Genomic DNA, 17624 nt, shown 5'->3' with positions numbered 1-17624 from the left:
GACGGGGCTTCTCTTAAAAAACGGCCGGTACCGGGCTTACAGTTTCACTCCCCGCGGTTACATTCTGAGGGATATTGTATTACCTTATCGCCTGCCGATCAGGCGGGTTTTCCCCTAATTGCACCCAGGGGGACATCGTACATCGTAAATTGTGCGTTTCCTTTGATTGACCTTGCTTTAGGGTAACATTTTCCGTAAGTTTGTACTGCCACTGCCAAAAGCGGTGGTATTTTTTTTAAATACACCTATTCATACTTATTGAGAGTAGCTATGTCTGATAACAATGTGGTTTACCTGACTCAGGAACGCCTTATTGAGCTTGAAAATGAACTTAAACTGATGAAAACCAATGGGAGAGCCCAGATGGCTCAGAAAATTTCTGAGGCCCGCTCCCATGGAGATTTATCAGAGAATGCAGAGTATGATGCCGCCAAAGAAGCCCAGGGCCTGTTTGAGATGCGCCTGAGCAAACTGGAAGGCCTTCTCAGCAGAGCTCGTGTTATTGACTTCAGCCAGTTTCCGCAGGGGCAGGTTCATATTCTCTCTACGGTAAAAATCCGTAATCTTAAGACGAATAAGGAAATGGAATATACTCTGGTTTCCCCCGAGGAAGCAGATATGAACAGCGGTAAAATCTCCGTGACCAGTCCGATTGGCCAGGGGCTGATGGGCAAAAAGCTCGGGGATAAACTTTCGATTAAAGTGCCCGCGGGTACCATCGAGGTGGAAATTTTATCATTAAACTAAGGCAGACTTTTTGAACGATGAACACTTCCTGCGGCTGGCTTTAGAATTAGCCGGCAAGGGGGCGGGTCAGGTCAGTCCGAACCCGATGGTAGGATGTGTGCTCGTTAAAGAAGGAAAAGTTATTGGCAGGGGGTACCACCAGAAATATGGCGGACCCCATGCCGAAGTTAATGCCATCAATTCAGCCGAAGCAGATCTCACCGGGGCAGTAATGTATGTCTCCCTTGAACCCTGTTCCCATTTCGGAAAAACACCCCCCTGCGCCGATCTGATTATCAGTAAAGGAATCAGCCGCGTTGTGGTTGGCGCTTTGGACCCGAATCCGCTGGTCTCAGGCAAAGGGGTTAAAAAACTTATTGAGTCGGGTATTGATGTGACCGTTCCGCTGCTTGAGGATGAATGTAAGGAAAGAATAAAATTCTTCCTGAAACATATCACAACCGGCATGCCGTATATACTGGTCAAGACCGCGGCGTCACTCAACGGTAAAGTAAACCGTGAGCCGGGCAGGCCGGCACAGCTCACCTGTACCGAGTCGGCAGCCATGGTACACCGGCTGCGTAGTGAATATGATCTTATTCTCACCGGTTCCGGCACCGTAACGGCTGATGATCCGATGTTTACGGTCAGAAAAGCAGCCGGGAGGAATCCCGCGGTTGCAATTCTTGACTCCTCTCTTAGTATATCTCCCTCTGCACGGCTTTTTGCTGCCGGCCGGAAAGTATATATATTCACTGCCATGGATCAGGACCGTGCCAAAGCTGAGCTTCTGAGAGAGAAAGGTGCTGAGGTTATTGAGGTCGGCAAGGATGAACGGGGTTTTCTTTTGCTTCATGAAGTTTTTTCAGTTCTCGGAAAAAAGGGAATCGGGTCCGTGATGGCGGAATCAGGACCGCGTCTTACTTCATCCCTGCTTGCTTCCGGGTTTACTGATGAGTTTATTATATATATAACCACTGAGATGATCGCCGGAGGGGAAAATTTTATCCATCCCGAGTTTGGGGGAGTTCCTCAGGGTTCGCAGCTTTTGCACACCGCCACGGGCAGCAGCGGTACAGATATCTGCCTGACATTCAGAACAGAAAAGAGCTTAAAACATGTTTACCGGTCTGGTTGAAGAAACAGGGGTTATCAGCAGGATTCAGAACGCGGGGCTTGGTAGAAGAATTACCATAGCAGCATCAGTTGTTACATCAGATATACAAACAGGTGACAGTATTAATGTCTCCGGTGCATGCCAGACGGTAATTCATGCCGCTCCCGGTGAATTTACCGTTGAGGCTGTTGAGGAAACTCTGAAAAAAACCACCTTTGGATTATTGAAGCAGGGGGACAGAGTAAATCTTGAACGCTCCCTGCTCCCAACTACCCGGCTTGGAGGACACTTTGTTTCCGGCCATGTTGATACCCGCGGTCAGATTACATCACTGCAGCAATTAAGCAACAGCTGGCTGGTAACGGTGCAGTATCCGGCAGAGTTTTCAAAATATATCATCCCGGTTGGCTCTATAGCTATTGACGGCATCAGTCTTACTGTGGCCGAAAAAGGGGATGACTGGTTCCGCGTAGCAATTATTCCTCACACCTGGGGAGTGACCACCATGAAAGACCGGAAAACCGGTGACCGTGTGAATCTTGAGTTTGACCTGCTGGGCAAGTATATACTGAACGCTGCAGGCATAAAGGAAAAACCGGCGATTACTGAAGAGTGGCTGAAGGAACAAGGCTGGTAAATGCACCCCCTGCTTAAAAGAACCGCAGGATTTGTGAAAAAAAAGGGACTCCTTCACAAGGGAGATAAGGTGCTGATTGCACTGAGCGGCGGGGCTGATTCGGTTTTTCTCTTCCGTTTTCTTCTTGAACTGAAAGGTATATATCATCTGGAACTCGGAGCCGCCCATCTGAATCACGGACTGCGCGGGAGTGATTCTGATGCCGATGAGGAATTCTGCCGGATGCTTGCCGTTGAATATGAAGTTCCCTTTTACTGCCGGAAAGCAGACGTGCGGGACTATGCATCCGACTTCAGGTTATCGGAGGAGGAGGCGGGAAGAAAGCTGCGTTATCAGTTTTTTGAAGAACTGATGGAGCATGACGGATATACCAAAACCGCGACAGGGCATCATCAGCATGATTCAGCTGAAACAGTACTTTTTCATCTTTTCAGAGGAAGCGGTCTGCGCGGGTTATCCGGAATCCCTCCTCTCAGAGGCAGTTTTATCAGACCGCTGCTTTCACTTACTCCGGGAGAGATACGGGAATGGCTTGCCTCCGAAGGATATATATGGCGGGAAGATGCCAGCAATGATTCCTCCGAATACGCAAGGAATGTCATCAGGAATGAAATTCTCCCCCTGGTGCGGGAAAAACTGCACCTTTCTCCTGAAGAGTCACTGAGCCGTTTTGCCGGATACTCATCGGAAATCAATGATTTTCTTGACAGAATGACTGCTGAAGCGGTTCTGCCCCGTAAAGAGCATGCTGAAAATGAAACAGTATATGATGCCGGGGTGGTAAGAAAACTTGAACCCGTGCTCAGAAAACATGCTTTAAGCAGGATTTTGACTCAAACCGGAACAGAACCCGCGTCTTCTCTTGTTACAGATTGTGACCGGCTTATTGAATCCGCGGAGACCGGAGTGTATCAGATTGGAGGAGGTTTTTCCCTCTTTTATTCCCCCAAAGATGTGATCATCTTCAGGGAAACGGAAAATTCTGAGAAAGAAGTGAGGATTTCACCCGGAGAAAGCGTCATATTTGCGGGTAAAGAGATTTCTTTTGAGCGGGTAAAAAAAGAGGATACTGATTTTTCCGGCTCTCCCCGGACTGAGTTTATTGAAAGCGCGAATGAAATCACCATGATTTCCGTCAGACACTGGCATGCAGGCGACCGGTTTCAGCCGCTGGGTATGAAAGGAACCGTCCTGGTCAGTGACTTTCTTAACAGTGCGGGAATTCCGCTTTACAAAAAGAAGCAGGAAGCGGTGATCATAGCCGGGGGTGAGATTGCAGCAATTGCGGGACGGAGACTGAGTGAAAAGTTTAAGGTAACCGGATCAGAAAATTTTTATTACAGGATACAATGCCATGAAAGATAAAATAGTTATTAACGGTGATGTGTTTGTTCCCATGCTCTCCGAAGAGCAGATTGCAGTCCGGACAAAGGAAATGTCCGCACAGTTGAGCAGGGATTTTGGAGGAAAGACCCCCATTTTTGTGGGAGTGCTTAACGGATCTTTCATGTTTTTTTCAGACCTTGTCAGACACTTTGAAGGTGACTGCGAGGTGGATTTTTTAAAATTATCAAGCTACGGTGAGGCAAAAATCTCATCAGGTTCGGTAACTCTTCTGAAGGATTTGAATTGCACGATTGAAGGAAGACACCTGATTATCGTTGAAGATATCGTTGATTCAGGGCTTTCCGTAAAATACATTTTAGACCTGATAAAAGAGCATAACCCGGCAAGCGTGAGCGTTGTCTCGCTGTTGGTTAAGCCGAAAAGTATGCAATATGACCTTAAAATTGATTATATTGGCTTTTCTATTCCCAGCGAATTCGTTATAGGCTTTGGTCTGGATTACGCTCAGAAGTACCGGAACCTGAGAGCAGTCTATGTGTTGAGCGAGGAACAGAAAAATGGATAATGAAACGAATAAACAATTTATGACAGAAAAAAGAGATAACACGCCCAAGGATTCCGGAAACCAGAAAAAGAGCGGCAAGAATTCCGGCGGCGATGGAAATAAAAACTATTCAAACCGTCCTGACGATGAATTTGACTGGACGAAAATAATCCGTACGGTATTTACCTGGGGTCTGGTAATTGTAGCTGCAGTTATCGTAATTCAGATGATGCGCGGAACTGGAGTTAATTATGCCGAAGTCAGCTACAACGACTATAAGAGATTTCTTCAGGAACAGAAGATTGAAAAAGCAATCATTACCAAGTCTGACCTGAACGATTACTACTTCAAGGGAGAGCTTAAACAGGAAGAAATGATCAATGAAATCAAGGTCAGAAACATTTCTGTCTATCTCCCCGAACCGATGATTGTTGCAGAGGAAGAGAAATGGAAAGCGCTGGGCATTAACTATTCATTTGACAAACAGTCCAATGAATGGATGAGCCTGCTTATTACCTTTGTTCCCTGGCTGCTCCTTATTGCTCTCTACTTTGCATTTATGAGAAGAATGCAGGGGGGCGGAGGCGGTGCCGGCGGAACCAGAGGAATTTTCTCCTTTGGCAAAAGCAAAGCCAAACTGATAAACCAGTCGAATAACAAAATTACTTTTGCGGATGTGGCAGGCAATGAAGAAGCAAAAGTAGAACTTCAGGAAATTATTGAATTTTTAAAAGAACCGGCTAAGTTTCAGAAACTTGGCGCAAAGATTCCACGCGGAGTGCTGCTTGTAGGTTCTCCCGGTACAGGAAAGACTCTTATTGCGCGTGCGGTTGCAGGTGAGGCCGGAGTACCATTTTTCTCGATTTCAGGCGCTGACTTCGTAGAAATGTTTGTAGGTGTGGGCGCAAGCCGTGTGCGTGACCTGTTTGAACAGGGTAAAAAGAGCGCGCCCTGTATCATCTTTATTGATGAAATTGACGCAGTCGGCCGCCAGCGCGGTGCCGGACTTGGCGGAGGTCATGATGAACGTGAGCAGACTCTGAATCAGCTTCTGGTTGAGATGGATGGCTTTGAGCAGAATAACGGTGTTATCATCATAGCCGCGACAAACAGACCTGACGTGCTTGACCCGGCACTCTTAAGACCGGGAAGATTCGACCGCCAGGTTGTGGTTGAACGCCCGGACGTAAAAGGCAGGGAAGGAATTCTTAAAGTTCATACCAGAAAGATTCCGCTGGATGTGAATGTAAAACTTGATGTGCTTGCGAAAGGCACACCCGGACTTGCCGGTGCCGAACTGGCAAATCTGGTGAATGAAGCAGCTCTGCTTGCCGCCCGAAAGGATAAAAACAGAGTTGATATGTCTGATTTCGAAGAAGCCAAAGACAAAGTAATGATGGGGATGGAGCGGAAGAGTATGATAATTTCCGACCAGGAAAAAAAGACCACCAGCTATCATGAAATTGGTCATGTGCTTGTGGCAAAAATGCTTCCTGAGTCAGATCCGGTTCACAAAGTGACCATCATCCCGAGAGGAAGAGCACTCGGCGTAACTCATTATCTGCCTGTGGATGAAAAGCACTCATACTCAAAAGAATATCTTGAGATGAGAATTGCCGTACTCCTCGGCGGACGTGCTGCTGAGAAAATAGTTTTTAATCATTACACCACCGGTGCCGGAAACGACATCGAACGCGCGACCAAACTTGCCAGAAAGATGGTGTGCGAGTGGGGTATGAGTGAAAAACTTGGTCCGCTCAATTACGGCACGAAAGAAGAAGAAGTTTTCCTCGGCCGCGAAATTCAGAAGACCCGGGAATATTCAGACCAGACTGCTATTGAAATAGATAATGAAGTAAGAGCAATAGTAAACAACTGCATGGACACTGCCGAGCGTCTGCTGCGGGAAAATATTGACATGCTTCATACGCTTTCACTTGAACTTCTCGAAAGGGAAATTCTTGATGCAGAAGAGATTGACAGACTGATGAAGGGTGAAAAGCTTCCTGCTGTCGTAAAACCGGGCCCGTCAAACGGAGACGAACTCCCGGAGCATGTAAAGACGCTGCTCGAGCAGAGAAAAAAATCTCCTGAAGATGCTCAGCCCGATGAACAGCAGCCTGAGAACTGAAGCTCCTGAGATTAACTACAGAGATGAACTGATCCGCAAGGGCATTCATCTCTGCAGTCTCTCTATTCCTGTTATATATTATTTTATTACCCGGGAAACCGCTGTATATATACTCGCCGGTGTAACTGCCGCGGCCCTCATCCTTGACCTTGCCCGTTACCTTTCTCCCGGAATAAAATCACTTTTCCTTACGGTATTCGGATTCATGCTCAGAAAACATGAGCTTGATGAGAGGAAGAAAAATCTGAACGGCGCCACGTATGTTTTTATTTCAGCGCTGCTTTGTGTTATTATTTTCCCGAAGGTGCTCTTCCTTACCGCTTTTCCCATTCTTATCATTTCTGATTCTGCCGCGGCGCTCATCGGAAGAAAATATGGGATACGCCCGTTTCTTAAAAAAAGTCTGGGCGGAACCACTGCTTTCTTTATCAGCGCGCTTATCGTAATTCTCTTCACTCCAAAACTTGGCGCGGGTATTGGTGAATATCTTATTGCCGCCGCTGCCGCAGCAGCAGCAGCAATCATTGAGAATATCTCCCACGGCTGGGCCGATGATAATCTGTCTATTCCAATGACGGTGGGCTTTGTTATGTGGGGTCTGTTCATTCTTTTTATGCCTGAAGTACAGCTAATTTTGCCAAACGTTCCGAGGTAAAAGCCATGAAATATATATACAGTCTCATTCTGTCTGCTACTCTTCTTATATTCTCCGGCTGCGAGACAACCCAGCAGCCCGCACGCGGATTTGAAGATGAAATATTTGTTTTTGCCGATTCTCTGGAGTTTGCCGAGCTGCAGGAATCACTCAGCCAGGTATTTGAAAAAGAAATTGAAACTCCGCAGCCAGAGCGGCTGTTTACCATACGCCGCGCTGATATAACGCAGTTGAACAATCTAAAGACGTTTAAGAATGTGGTTTTTATTGCACCGCTCAACAGCGGAAGCCAGGTTTCCAGGTATATAGAAACAGTGCTGGATTCAAGTGCCCGTGAAAAAATGGAACGGGGCGAAGGAGCATTTATCTCACGAAAGAACTTCTGGGCAAAAGGGCAGCTCATGATGATTATCACCGCGAAGGATATGGCGACGCTGGAATATGAACTTCTCAGGAATTCAGACAAGCTTCTTTATGGCTTTCAGAAGGCAAGTGATGAGCGCCTGAAAGCCGGGCTTATGGGCTCTAAGTTTGAAGATAAAAAAGCCGGTGCTGCTCTTCTTGAAAAATTTGACTGGACAATCTATGTGCAGAAAGATTATAAGATTGCCATTACTGATACGGAAAATAAGTTTGCCTGGATCAGAAGAACACCAAATACCGAGCTTGAGATCTGGATATTTATTCACTGGATAGATAATGCTGATCCGACCCTTCTCGATAAGGACAGCGTCTATGCCATCCGTAACCGGATAACAGAAAAGTATATCCGCACCAGTGATGATAAGGATTACGTTGTGGTTGGTGATTCAGCGTATACCGTAACCGAAACAAACTTCAACGGGCGGTACGCACTCCTTACCCAGGGTTTGTGGCACATGACGGATAAGTTCATGGGGGGACCATTTCTGAGCTACACATTTTATGATGAATCCTCACGCAGAATCTATATGCTTGACGGTTCAGTTTATGCGCCAAAGTATTATAAGAGGAATCTGATTCAGCAGGCGGATGTGGTGCTGCAGTCCTTCAGACTGAAATCTGAGATGACGGAGAAAGAAATTAAGGAAAAACTTTCTGCATTAGAAAAGTAATTTTTAAGAAGCAGCTTTCTTACAAAAAAAAGCGCAGGCAACTTCATCTGGTTACCTGCGCTTTTTTATTAATCATAATTCATACCTCAAAATTCATACTTCCTACGGGCTTTTTTCCATTGTTTCGGTCAGACCGGCCGGCGGGGTGTATTCAGGGTAATTAGTCCGCAGATAATTATAATATGCCTTTGCTTTTTCCATCTTATTAAACTGCAGTTCATAAAAGATTCTGCGGGTGAGCATGGCTGCTGCATTCTGATAGATGAAATTGGTATAGTATGTCTTATAAGCAGGAAACCGTATAGGTTCTTCAGGCAGATCAGAAGCGGGGATATATTTATTTCCTTTGGTAACGCGGTAGAAGAAGAGGTCGGGAATAAGGATCACACCTTCAGGCATAATCAGTTCGCCGCGCTTTAACTCCCCTTCAACCAGCTCGGAGCCAATATATACAGGCCTCTGCCCGAGATTGGTTTCAATAAGCCGGAGCATCAGGTTCCGGTAAGCAGTTTCAAGCGGCTGGGGATCAAACGGAAGATCCTTTTCAAACGGAGCCAGCAGCCGGAGGAAAGTTTCGCGCTCAGGTTTTATTTTCGCCATAATATCCGGCATGAAAGAATCGAGCTGGGGAAAATACCATGAGCGGCGGAGCAGTTCTTTATCTATCACTTTCACATCAGTCCGCATTTTTTCGACATACTGAAAATAGTAGGAAGCGGAAATAAAGAAGTCCCACTGATAGGTAAAAATGATGGCATGTTTATCCGCGGTTAGAAGCGCGTGAGTTGTATAATCCTTTACCGAGAGATTATCCTTCTGGTTTATCTTTTCATAATTCAGATAGATCTGAGCCGCCAGGAAAATAGCAACCAGTGAGGCAGGCAGAACCAGCTGCAATTGTTTATCACCGAGCCACTGATAGGCCTTATATAATCCGAATAACGCAAAATAGGCCATGCTGATATAAGCAAGCAGGAAATAAGAATCTATATCAACGATATCATAATTAATAGCATAGAGAACCGTGCTCACAAAAGAAATCAGAAGGAAGATAAACATCTTCCGTGCTTTCAGGAAGGAGTAAACCAGCCCGATAGCCACAAAAACCAGATTCAGAGTGAACTCAAGCGGTATCTGGCTGATGAAGTATTCAAACTGCTTCCGGGCAGCTTCGGTTGATGAAAAAATCCATACCTGATACTGCTTTCCTGAGATATGCCGTATAATATTTTCAAGGTTAACCGGATTTCCCCAGTTAAGGGAAGGATTTTGCAGACCCCGTATAGGGAGATATGAATAAACAAGAAAGAGTGTTGTGAAAAAAATAAAAAGCATCTTCAGAATTCTGATGGATGACTCTTTATTCAGTTTGTAAGTTATAAAATAGATATAGGCCACCCCGGGGAGGATCAGCAGGGTGGTCATGTGATTGGTGAACCCAAGGGCCAGCATGAATGCAAAAGCAAACCAGTGAACATCGTGCGGGTATTCACTCAGGGCATTTAACCGGGCACGGATCAGAAGGTGAATAATCAGCAGAATCAGCAGGATATGGAGAGAATATACTTCCACCGATGTGCTTTGAAACCAGACTGTTTTGTTAAATGCAAGAATAAGCCCTGCTGAAGTGGCGGTGAATATATAAAGCGAGGGTTTATGCTTGAGACCTGATTTTTTTACCTCTGAGGCAGCGGGCTCTTCCTTTTCTTTTTTATTCTTTTTTGACTTCTTCTGTTTTAAGGATTCTTTTTCAGATTTGTCTGAAACAAAGGATGAAAGATGCTTTAAAATCAGTTCAGAGGTATATATGAAGACAATCACCCCTCCTGTCACCCAGAGCGCGGCAAGGATATTCATCTTTGCAACAGGCGCAACCGGAATGGGAAGGTGAGAGAAGATAAAGCCAAGAATGGTGAAAAGGGGATACCCGGTTGGGTGAGCAATACCCAGTGTAAGCTGAACAGCAGCCAGCTCGCCTGAATCAATCTGAATTACCGAGGGCGCAATAGTTATGGCATAGAATGCCAGAACAACCGCTCCGGCAAGGAATGGATGATAGTATTTAAGGAAATATTGCAGTCTGGGATTCATCATTACTCTTATTCAGGAATCTGCTTAATAAATCGGAATTTTCGTTCATAATTCTGCTGACTGATTTACTGAGTGCTTCGGGGGAGTCATAACCCATGAATCCCGCAAGTACCGGCAGTGATTTGCTCTCATTTCGGAATCTTACTTTTGCCGCCGGTTCAAGTATCTGCAGAAAAATCTCGGCGGACTTGAGCAGGGAGTAGTTTCTTTGAATCTGCCCGCCAGTTTCAGCAGAAATTATCTCCTTTTCTGCTAAAAAGGATATCAGACTGCTGAATTCCATACCAAGAATTGCCGCAAAATAAGCAGAATTGCGCAGAATCAAAAACTGGGCAATGAACTCAAGATCCACATATCCCCCCTTTCCCCGTTTAATTTCCACAGCGCTGCCCAGCGCTGAGGACTCAGTAATGAGTTTTTTCCTCATTACCAGCATTTCTGCTCTGATCTGCTCAGGCGGAAAACGCTGCAGGCAGACAGCAGCAGAGATGGTAAGGCGGTCAAAAAGCTCTTTATTGCCAAAGAGACAGGACATTTTGGTCATTGCCTGAAATTCCCATATCCTCGCCCTTTTTTGCAGATACTCCTGGTAAGCGCCTAAACCGAATATGATGACTGAGGTTCTTCCTTCCGGCCGCAGACGCGCATCAATTTCCATCGGAAAAGAGGCAACCTTCAGTTCGTGGAGCAGAGTGAAGTAACGTTCCTGAATATCAGGCGGATTATAATTTTCCGATTTGATAAAAATCAGGTCAGCATCACTGGAAAAGGACATGGTTCCTGTGCTAATGCTGCCCGCGGCGATAACGCAGATATTATCCCTCTCATTGTTATCGGAAATCTGTTCTTCAAGAAACATAATCAGTTTCTTTCTGATAGCCGCGGAGAGTCTGCGGGAGAACTCATCGGTTGTAATCATACCCAAAAGCAGCTGAATGCTCTGGATAAAATACATTTCACGGATATTAGAGGCATTTTGTAAAGCATCCGGTTCAAAAACCCGTCCGGTTAAAAACTTTTCCTGAAGGTATGGATCTCCGGGGAGCAGATTCATTGAGCGGCTGTCGTGAAGACACAACGCCGAAAATGCTTCAAGGAATTTTTCATTCCTGAACTGCTCATACCATACTGAGGGAAAAGCAGCCTGGCGGAGTATTTTTACCATATTGGCAAGCAATGTATCAGGATCAGATACTTTTTTTAGTAAGCTGATAATCATCGGTTCAACTGATGCGAAAGCCTGAAGGGAGATCGTGTCAAAATTTCTTTCGCCGATAAGACTTTTTCCCTCCTTAAGATATGCATACTGCTTTTTTGCTGATACGGGATCTGTAAATGGGATGATCTCAAACTGATCTGCTTCTTTTTTTATTTCCTCCTCACCGGTAACCGACCGGAAGAATTGTTTTACGATTTCTTTCCTCCGGGCAAGGTCAGACAGAAATTCCCCGGATGACTCATAACTGAAAAATGCGGAAAGTTTTTCGAGCTGCTCTCCGCCTGACGGAATTGTATGGGTCTGCTGATCGTTCATAAGCTGCAGATAGTGTTCAATCCTGCGGTAGTATATATAAATTGCAGTAAGGCCGGAATACTCCTCTTCTGAGACAAGTTCTTTAGCGCGAAGCTGAAGGAGAGCATTCAGGGTGTTGCCCGTGCGGATATCCGGATTTTTTCCTCCCGCGAGAAGCTGCAGCGCCTGCACGCCGAATTCGATATCTCTGATGCCCCCTGAAGCGAGTTTGATGTTCAGTTCATTCTGATTTGCCCTGAGGATATTTCCCCGGATTTTGCGGATCTGTTCGAGCGGCGAGATAAACGAGGAAGTGGGATAAATAAACGGAGTTACGTATGAGATAAAATCACTAAAAAGTTTTTTGCTTCCTGATATATATCCGGCTTTAATGAGCATCTGCCGCTCCCAGTGTTCCCCGCGGGACTCATAGTACCGGAGTGTATCTGTCAGTGTCCGGCAGAGAGGGGCGGACTTGCCGTCCGGCCGGAGCCGGAAATCAACACGGTAGAGGAAACCATTCTCATCAGGGGTTGTCATAAGCGAGGTGAACAGCCGGATAACTGATGAGAGCAGTTCGTAGTATTCAATTTTTCGCCCTGCTTTTTTATTCCGTTTATAAAAGACCATGAGGTCAATATCCGAACTGTAGTTCAGCTCATTGCCTCCCATTTTTCCGAGAGCGATCATGGTATATTCCGCTGGTACTTCCGCTCCGCAAATCCGGAGTGATTCATGTGAATGGCAAAGCGTAAATACGGTATCGGTAATAACTCTCGCAAGACCGGATACTTCTTTTAGAAGCTGCTCAAGTTCCGCCATTTTTAGAAGATCTCTCAGGGCAATTTTCAGCATTTCACGGCGCTTTATTCCTTTCAGATAAGCAATCTGTTTTTCGAGAGAGGAATAGTTCTGAATACTGAATTTGATTGATGTTCGTAATTCTTTTTCATCCAGGGGTGTTTCAAGCAATCCCTCAGTAAGGAAACCGTAAAGTGGGCCTGGATCACGGACAACGATATCCGTCAGATAGTTACTGTGACCTGCTATCTGCATAAGAGTGTTTGGAAACCAGGGGAAGCGCAGGCATTCCCTCAGCAGGGTGCGGGGGTCATAAAATGCCTTTAGAATCCGGAGGAGATTGCTTTCTGTTTCTCTGGTAAGAAGTACAGTATCCCTGCTGCTGAGGAAGAGTCCCGGAATCCGCTCTTTTTCCTCATTTGAGAAGAATCCGGGGGTTACTGATTCCAGGAAATCGTAAAAATCCTTGCTAAACACCTGGCCGGAGGTCATTTCTGGTGATATTTACGGTCAATGTGATGCAGTGCAGACTTTCCGGAACAACTGCCCTTAAGACTAACATATTATAGTTGAACTCCTTATATTTCAATGTATTCTTTGCGGCGGTTAATTCCAATAACTAATAGAGGCACCATGAAACTTCGTTTACTGCTATTGATTCCATTTTTCATTATTGTATCCGGCTGTTCGGGCGGTGATAATTCCGTTCCGCGGCAGGACCAGGAAATTTCACAAAATGACACAAAAAATCTGAAACCGCGTCAGGAAATTAAGAATAACCTGAGCATGATAGAAGGGGAAGTTCTGGCAAATTACCGGGAGGATGAGACTGACTTCGTCCTGAAAATGAGAACTTCGGTGGTGGCTAAAGTAGATGAAAATGAAAATATGGCAGTGCTCGGTGAGGAAATTTTTCTTACCCCGAATTTCATTATTAATGAAAAAGGAGAAATTGCCGATGATCCGGTAAACGCCAGACTGAAGCAATTAAGCAAGATTAAAAAAGGCACAACCATCCGTGTGCACGCATTTTATGTGCTGAAAAAAGGATGGTATATAAAAGATTATTTAATAAAGAACTGAGGCAGCCATGAAAAAACAGGTGTTAGCATTTGCTCTGCTGATTCTTCTTCCTGCAGCGCTGCTGCTGCAGCACGCAGGATACCAGGACGGCAGAATTTCCTTAAAGGATTATATTAGCTGGAAAATTGAGCAGAAAAAATCAGGTGTTAAAAAAGCCAAGGCCGGTTATCCGGATAAGGCGATGGAGTGGTATATCAGCCAGCGTGCCTATCCGGGGACAACCATACCGGAAAACTGGCGCAAAGAAGCAATGGAGCACATCAGGGTAAATAATACTTCTGCAACCTACGAAGAGATTCAGAATGAGTTTACCTGGACTCAGCTTGGCCCGGGCAACATCGGAGGCAGAGTCAGAAGCATTCTGGTAAACCCGAATAATACATCCATCATCTATGCGGCATCGGTATCCGGCGGCGTCTGGAAAACCACTAACGGCGGCTCTTCATGGTTCCCCTGCAAGGATGAAATGGAAAATCTGGCAGTCTGCTCAATGGTTATGGATCCCTCCAACCCGAATATCATCTATGCCGGCACCGGTGAAGGATTTTTTAACATTGATGCTATTCGCGGAGAAGGTATATTTAAGACCACGGACGGCGGAAGCACCTGGACCCAGCTCAGTTCCACCATGAATTCATCGTATCACTACGTAAATGATCTGGATTATGATGCAACCACCAATACTCTGTGGGCTGCTACACGTAAAGGGCTTTTTAAGTCAACCAATGGCGGCACTTCATTTACAGCGGTTCTGACCGGATCAAACAACTCAGATGTACACTGCACTGATATTGAAATAGCGTCAACATCTCCGACTACTATTTACGCTGCATTCGGACTGTTTAACACATCCAACATTCAGCGTTCAACCAATGCCGGCAGCACTTTTTCGCAGGTATATACACAGTCAGGAATGGGCAGGGTTGAGGTTGCAGTTTCAAAATCAAATCCCTCTGTGGCGTATGCTTCATTTCTTGATCTGAGCACCAGCGAATGCGGTCTGATGATCAGAACAACCAACGGAGGTTCCTCCTGGTCAACCATTACCATACCTGGTCCTGCATATTCTGGCGCTACAACCTACACCAGCGGGCAGGCATGGTATAATAACATCCTGGCTGTTGATCCGGATAACTCCGGAATTCTTTACGCTGCCGGGCTTGATTTATGGAAGTCAACTTCCAATGGCTCCTCCTGGACACAGAAGACCAACTGGTATGAAGAGTCTGGCGCCCCTCCTTATGTGCATGCTGATCATCATGCCATTGTTTTTGATCCGAATAATGCAAATATTGTTTATGTCGGAACGGACGGCGGTGTTTATAAATCAACAAATAAAGGAGAGACCTGGAACAGCCTGAATAACGGTCTTTATATAACGCAGATATATTATGGAGCTGTGGACCCCTCGGCATCAAAATATTACGCAGGAACTCAGGATAACGGTACGCTCAAATCAACAGGTTCAACCACCTGGGGTGAGATTTTCGGCGGTGACGGAGGAGCTACCGAGGTTGATTACGCGAATCCGAATAATATATATATAGAATATGTGAACTGGGCGTTCTTTAAGTCAACCAACGGCGGTTCAACCTTCTTCAAGGCCATGAACGGTGTGCCAACCGGTTCGGGGACTTATTCGGGAACAACTGACCGCACATTATTTATTACGCCATTTTCTATGGATCCAAATAACTCAAGTATCCTGGTAGCAGGAACTTACCGGGTCTGGCGCACTACTAACAGCGCGGGCAACTGGACAGCCATCAGTTCAGATTTAACCGGTGACGGAACAGGTTCGAACGGAGCTACTATTTCAACGGTTATTGCCGCAAAAGGTAATTCTGCCGTGATATATGCCGGTACCTCGAACGGCAGAGTGCAGGTTACTACTAATACCGGAAGCACCTGGAATTTGCGCAACAGCGGTCTGCCAAATTTATATGTAACAAGGATTACGATACTTGATTCTGACCCGGGTACTGCTTATGCTACTTTTTCAGGATTTTCCTCCGGACAGAAGGTATATAAAACAACTAATTACGGTGTGAACTGGTCAAATGTATCCGGCAATCTGCCGAATATTCCGGTAAACTGCATTGTAATCAATCCGGCAAGCGCTTCTGATCTTGTGGTGGGCACTGATCTTGGAATTTTCCGTTCGACCAATGGGGGAACTTCCTGGGTAAAACAGAATAACGGAATGGCAAACGTGCCGGTATTTGATCTGGATTACCGTGCATCAGATAATAAGTTATATGCTTCAACACACGGCCGCGGTATGTTTTCTGCATCCTTCTCTACCTCAGGCGGAGGTGGTGGAGGCGGAACGGTCGTTAACCTGCTCTACGATGATGGCACTCCATCATCAGGATATTTCTGGGGTACGGCAGGTCAGGCAAGCGCCAACCGGATTACCGCAACGGTTGCGAATTCTAAAGTAGTAAAGATCAGTATGTATATACTCGGTGTCAGCAGTGCAACAACTGCTCGCTACAAACCGTTGCTGATGAGCGGAGGCACAAGCGGACCGGTTGCAAATCTGGCCTCCCTGCCATTCAGAACCGCGGTAGGATATCCCGGCTGGGACGATATTGATGTATCCTCTCTTAATGTGATCGTTAATGATGAGTTTTATGTTGGAATGGAATACGACGGCACTAATAAACCGCTCTTTGGTTACGATCAGATTAACAACGGCAGAGCGTGGGATAAAGGTTCACTGGTTTGGGAGCCTTGGAATGAAACCTATTTTATGCGTGCTTCAATTGAGACCCCGGCAACTGATGTGATGATTGAGACAACTGTTCCGAGTGAATTTTCATTGGAACAGAATTACCCGAATCCATTTAATCCGTCAACAATGATACGGTTCGGATTACCAAAAGAAGAATTTGTTACTCTGAAGGTGTATGACATTAACGGGCGGGAAGTAGCAACCCTGGCAGAAAACACACTGGCTCCGGGAACTTACTCAATTATGTGGAACGGCAAGAACAACATGGGAGTGCAGTCAGCAAGCGGTACGTATATATACCGGTTAACCGCTGGTAATTATGTGCGAACCATGAAGATGATTTTGCAGAAGTGACAATAATTTGTAGAGACGATGCATGCATCGTCTCTACGGAAACTATTCTCAAAAAAAAGGCGGCCGAATCTGGCCGCCTTTTTTTATACATCAATTAGTTTAGAATAACAAAAGGAAAATTTTGCTTGCAGACCTATTCAATATGTTAGTTGACTATCAAATCATCGCTATTTGAGATAATATTCAGGGAGGTTACTCCAGAAAATGATTTGTCGTTTGAGACTAATGTAGCTTGATTATTTATAGCAGTTGCGGCAATAATTGCATCGGGTAACTTTAACGATTTTTCAGTTCTTATGCGAACAATCAGGTCAAGAAGAAGCTGATCGTGAGAATGCAATCCAAGCACATTAATTTTCTCAAGGAAATTACTGAATAAATTTTTGTCTGACTGAGAAATATCCCTGAATGATAAAAATTCAAGTTTTGAAACAACTGAAATGCCAACCCACTCTGCAGAAGTTAAAAGTTTGGATAATTCTTTGCTGCCTCTAAGAAGTAAAATAATTGCATTTGTATCAAGCAGGTATCTTTTACCACTCATCACGTAATCTTCTCTGTTCTTTTACAGCATCACCTTTCCATGTTAGTTTGCCTGCAAGATCAGAAAAATCATACTTTATGGTCTCTTCGGTTACACCAAGTTCATCTTCAACGGGAGTAATTGAAACTTCAACTTTCATACCATTCATACCTTTAGGCATTTTTATAAGGATGGCATCGTCTTCAACATTCAGAATTTTTCGGATCGGGTTCATTTTATTTGATACTTTTTCTGCAAAAATAAACGAAAC

Annotated in this window: 14 protein-coding genes; 10 read left to right on the top strand and 4 right to left on the bottom strand. The window is 45.2% G+C overall.

The features are described from left to right. Nucleotides 1-270 precede the first annotated feature (270 nt). The 8 genes from greA to HRU80_14340 are packed head-to-tail and all read left to right on the top strand — an operon-like array spanning nt 271 to nt 8251. The gene (gene greA / locus HRU80_14375) at nt 271-747 is read left to right on the top strand and encodes a transcription elongation factor GreA (GenBank protein QOJ29987.1); all 477 of its coding nucleotides are present in this window, start codon (nt 271-273) and stop codon (nt 745-747) included. A 10-nt stretch (nt 748-757) separates the two neighbouring features. Beyond that, complete coding sequence (gene ribD / locus HRU80_14370; GenBank protein QOJ29986.1) at nt 758-1864, top strand: bifunctional diaminohydroxyphosphoribosylaminopyrimidine deaminase/5-amino-6-(5-phosphoribosylamino)uracil reductase RibD; 1107 nt, start codon at nt 758-760, stop codon at nt 1862-1864. Then, nucleotides 1845-2480, top strand: coding sequence for a riboflavin synthase (locus tag HRU80_14365; protein ID QOJ29985.1), 636 nt, complete (start codon nt 1845-1847; stop codon nt 2478-2480). Before ribD ends, HRU80_14365 begins: the two co-directional genes overlap by 20 nt. Nucleotides 2481-2513: 33 nt before the next feature. After that, nucleotides 2514-3845 (top strand): tRNA lysidine(34) synthetase TilS, encoded by a 1332-nt coding sequence (gene tilS, locus HRU80_14360; protein QOJ29984.1) that lies wholly within the window; start codon nt 2514-2516, stop codon nt 3843-3845. After that, complete coding sequence (gene hpt, locus HRU80_14355) at nt 3835-4392, top strand: hypoxanthine phosphoribosyltransferase (protein QOJ29983.1); 558 nt, start codon at nt 3835-3837, stop codon at nt 4390-4392. The genes tilS and hpt overlap by 11 nt, the downstream gene beginning before the upstream one ends. 19 nt (nt 4393-4411) lie before the next feature. Further along, nucleotides 4412-6502, top strand: a complete 2091-nt coding sequence (locus HRU80_14350) for an ATP-dependent metallopeptidase FtsH/Yme1/Tma family protein (GenBank protein ID QOJ30567.1) — start codon at nt 4412-4414, stop codon at nt 6500-6502. Next, on the top strand, nt 6480-7157 hold the full coding sequence (locus tag HRU80_14345) for a dolichol kinase (protein QOJ29982.1): 678 nt from the start codon (nt 6480-6482) through the stop codon (nt 7155-7157). Before HRU80_14350 ends, HRU80_14345 begins: the two co-directional genes overlap by 23 nt. A 5-nt stretch (nt 7158-7162) precedes the next feature. Further along, complete coding sequence (locus HRU80_14340) at nt 7163-8251, top strand: DUF4837 family protein (GenBank protein ID QOJ29981.1); 1089 nt, start codon at nt 7163-7165, stop codon at nt 8249-8251. 102 nt (nt 8252-8353) lie between these two features. On the opposite strand, the gene HRU80_14335 is transcribed toward HRU80_14340, so the two are convergent. After that, the gene (locus tag HRU80_14335) at nt 8354-10345 is read right to left on the bottom strand and encodes a DUF2723 domain-containing protein (protein QOJ29980.1); all 1992 of its coding nucleotides are present in this window, start codon (nt 10343-10345) and stop codon (nt 8354-8356) included. Continuing rightward, a complete protein-coding gene (locus tag HRU80_14330) occupies nt 10314-13148 on the bottom strand; it encodes a hypothetical protein (GenBank protein QOJ29979.1) in 2835 nt (944 codons plus the stop codon). Before HRU80_14330 ends, HRU80_14335 begins: the two co-directional genes overlap by 32 nt. A gap of 141 nt (nt 13149-13289) precedes the next feature. On the opposite strand from HRU80_14330, the gene HRU80_14325 reads away from it, so the two are divergent. Both HRU80_14325 and HRU80_14320 read left to right on the top strand, forming a co-directional pair. After that, the gene (locus HRU80_14325; GenBank protein ID QOJ29978.1) at nt 13290-13739 is read left to right on the top strand and encodes a hypothetical protein; all 450 of its coding nucleotides are present in this window, start codon (nt 13290-13292) and stop codon (nt 13737-13739) included. 7 nt (nt 13740-13746) lie between these two features. Beyond that, nucleotides 13747-16830 carry a T9SS type A sorting domain-containing protein gene (locus tag HRU80_14320; GenBank protein ID QOJ29977.1) on the top strand — a complete coding sequence of 1028 codons (3084 nt, stop codon included), beginning with the start codon at nt 13747-13749 and terminating at the stop codon, nt 16828-16830. 145 nt (nt 16831-16975) lie between these two features. Here HRU80_14320 and HRU80_14315 read toward each other — a convergent pair whose 3' ends face one another. Together HRU80_14315 and HRU80_14310 are read right to left on the bottom strand one after the other, a co-directional pair. Next, nucleotides 16976-17374: a type II toxin-antitoxin system VapC family toxin gene (locus HRU80_14315; protein QOJ29976.1), complete on the bottom strand. Its 399-nt coding sequence runs from the start codon at nt 17372-17374 to the stop codon at nt 16976-16978. Beyond that, a complete protein-coding gene (locus tag HRU80_14310; protein QOJ27326.1) occupies nt 17364-17588 on the bottom strand; it encodes a hypothetical protein in 225 nt (74 codons plus the stop codon). Before HRU80_14310 ends, HRU80_14315 begins: the two co-directional genes overlap by 11 nt. Nucleotides 17589-17624 lie beyond the last annotated feature (36 nt).

It is taken from the genome of Ignavibacteriales bacterium (genome assembly GCA_015709675.1).
Classification (GTDB): domain Bacteria; phylum Bacteroidota; class Ignavibacteria; order Ignavibacteriales; family Ignavibacteriaceae; genus H2-BAC3.
Note: the sequence above shows the minus strand (reverse complement) of the source record. Positions and strands in the feature narration are given on the sequence as shown.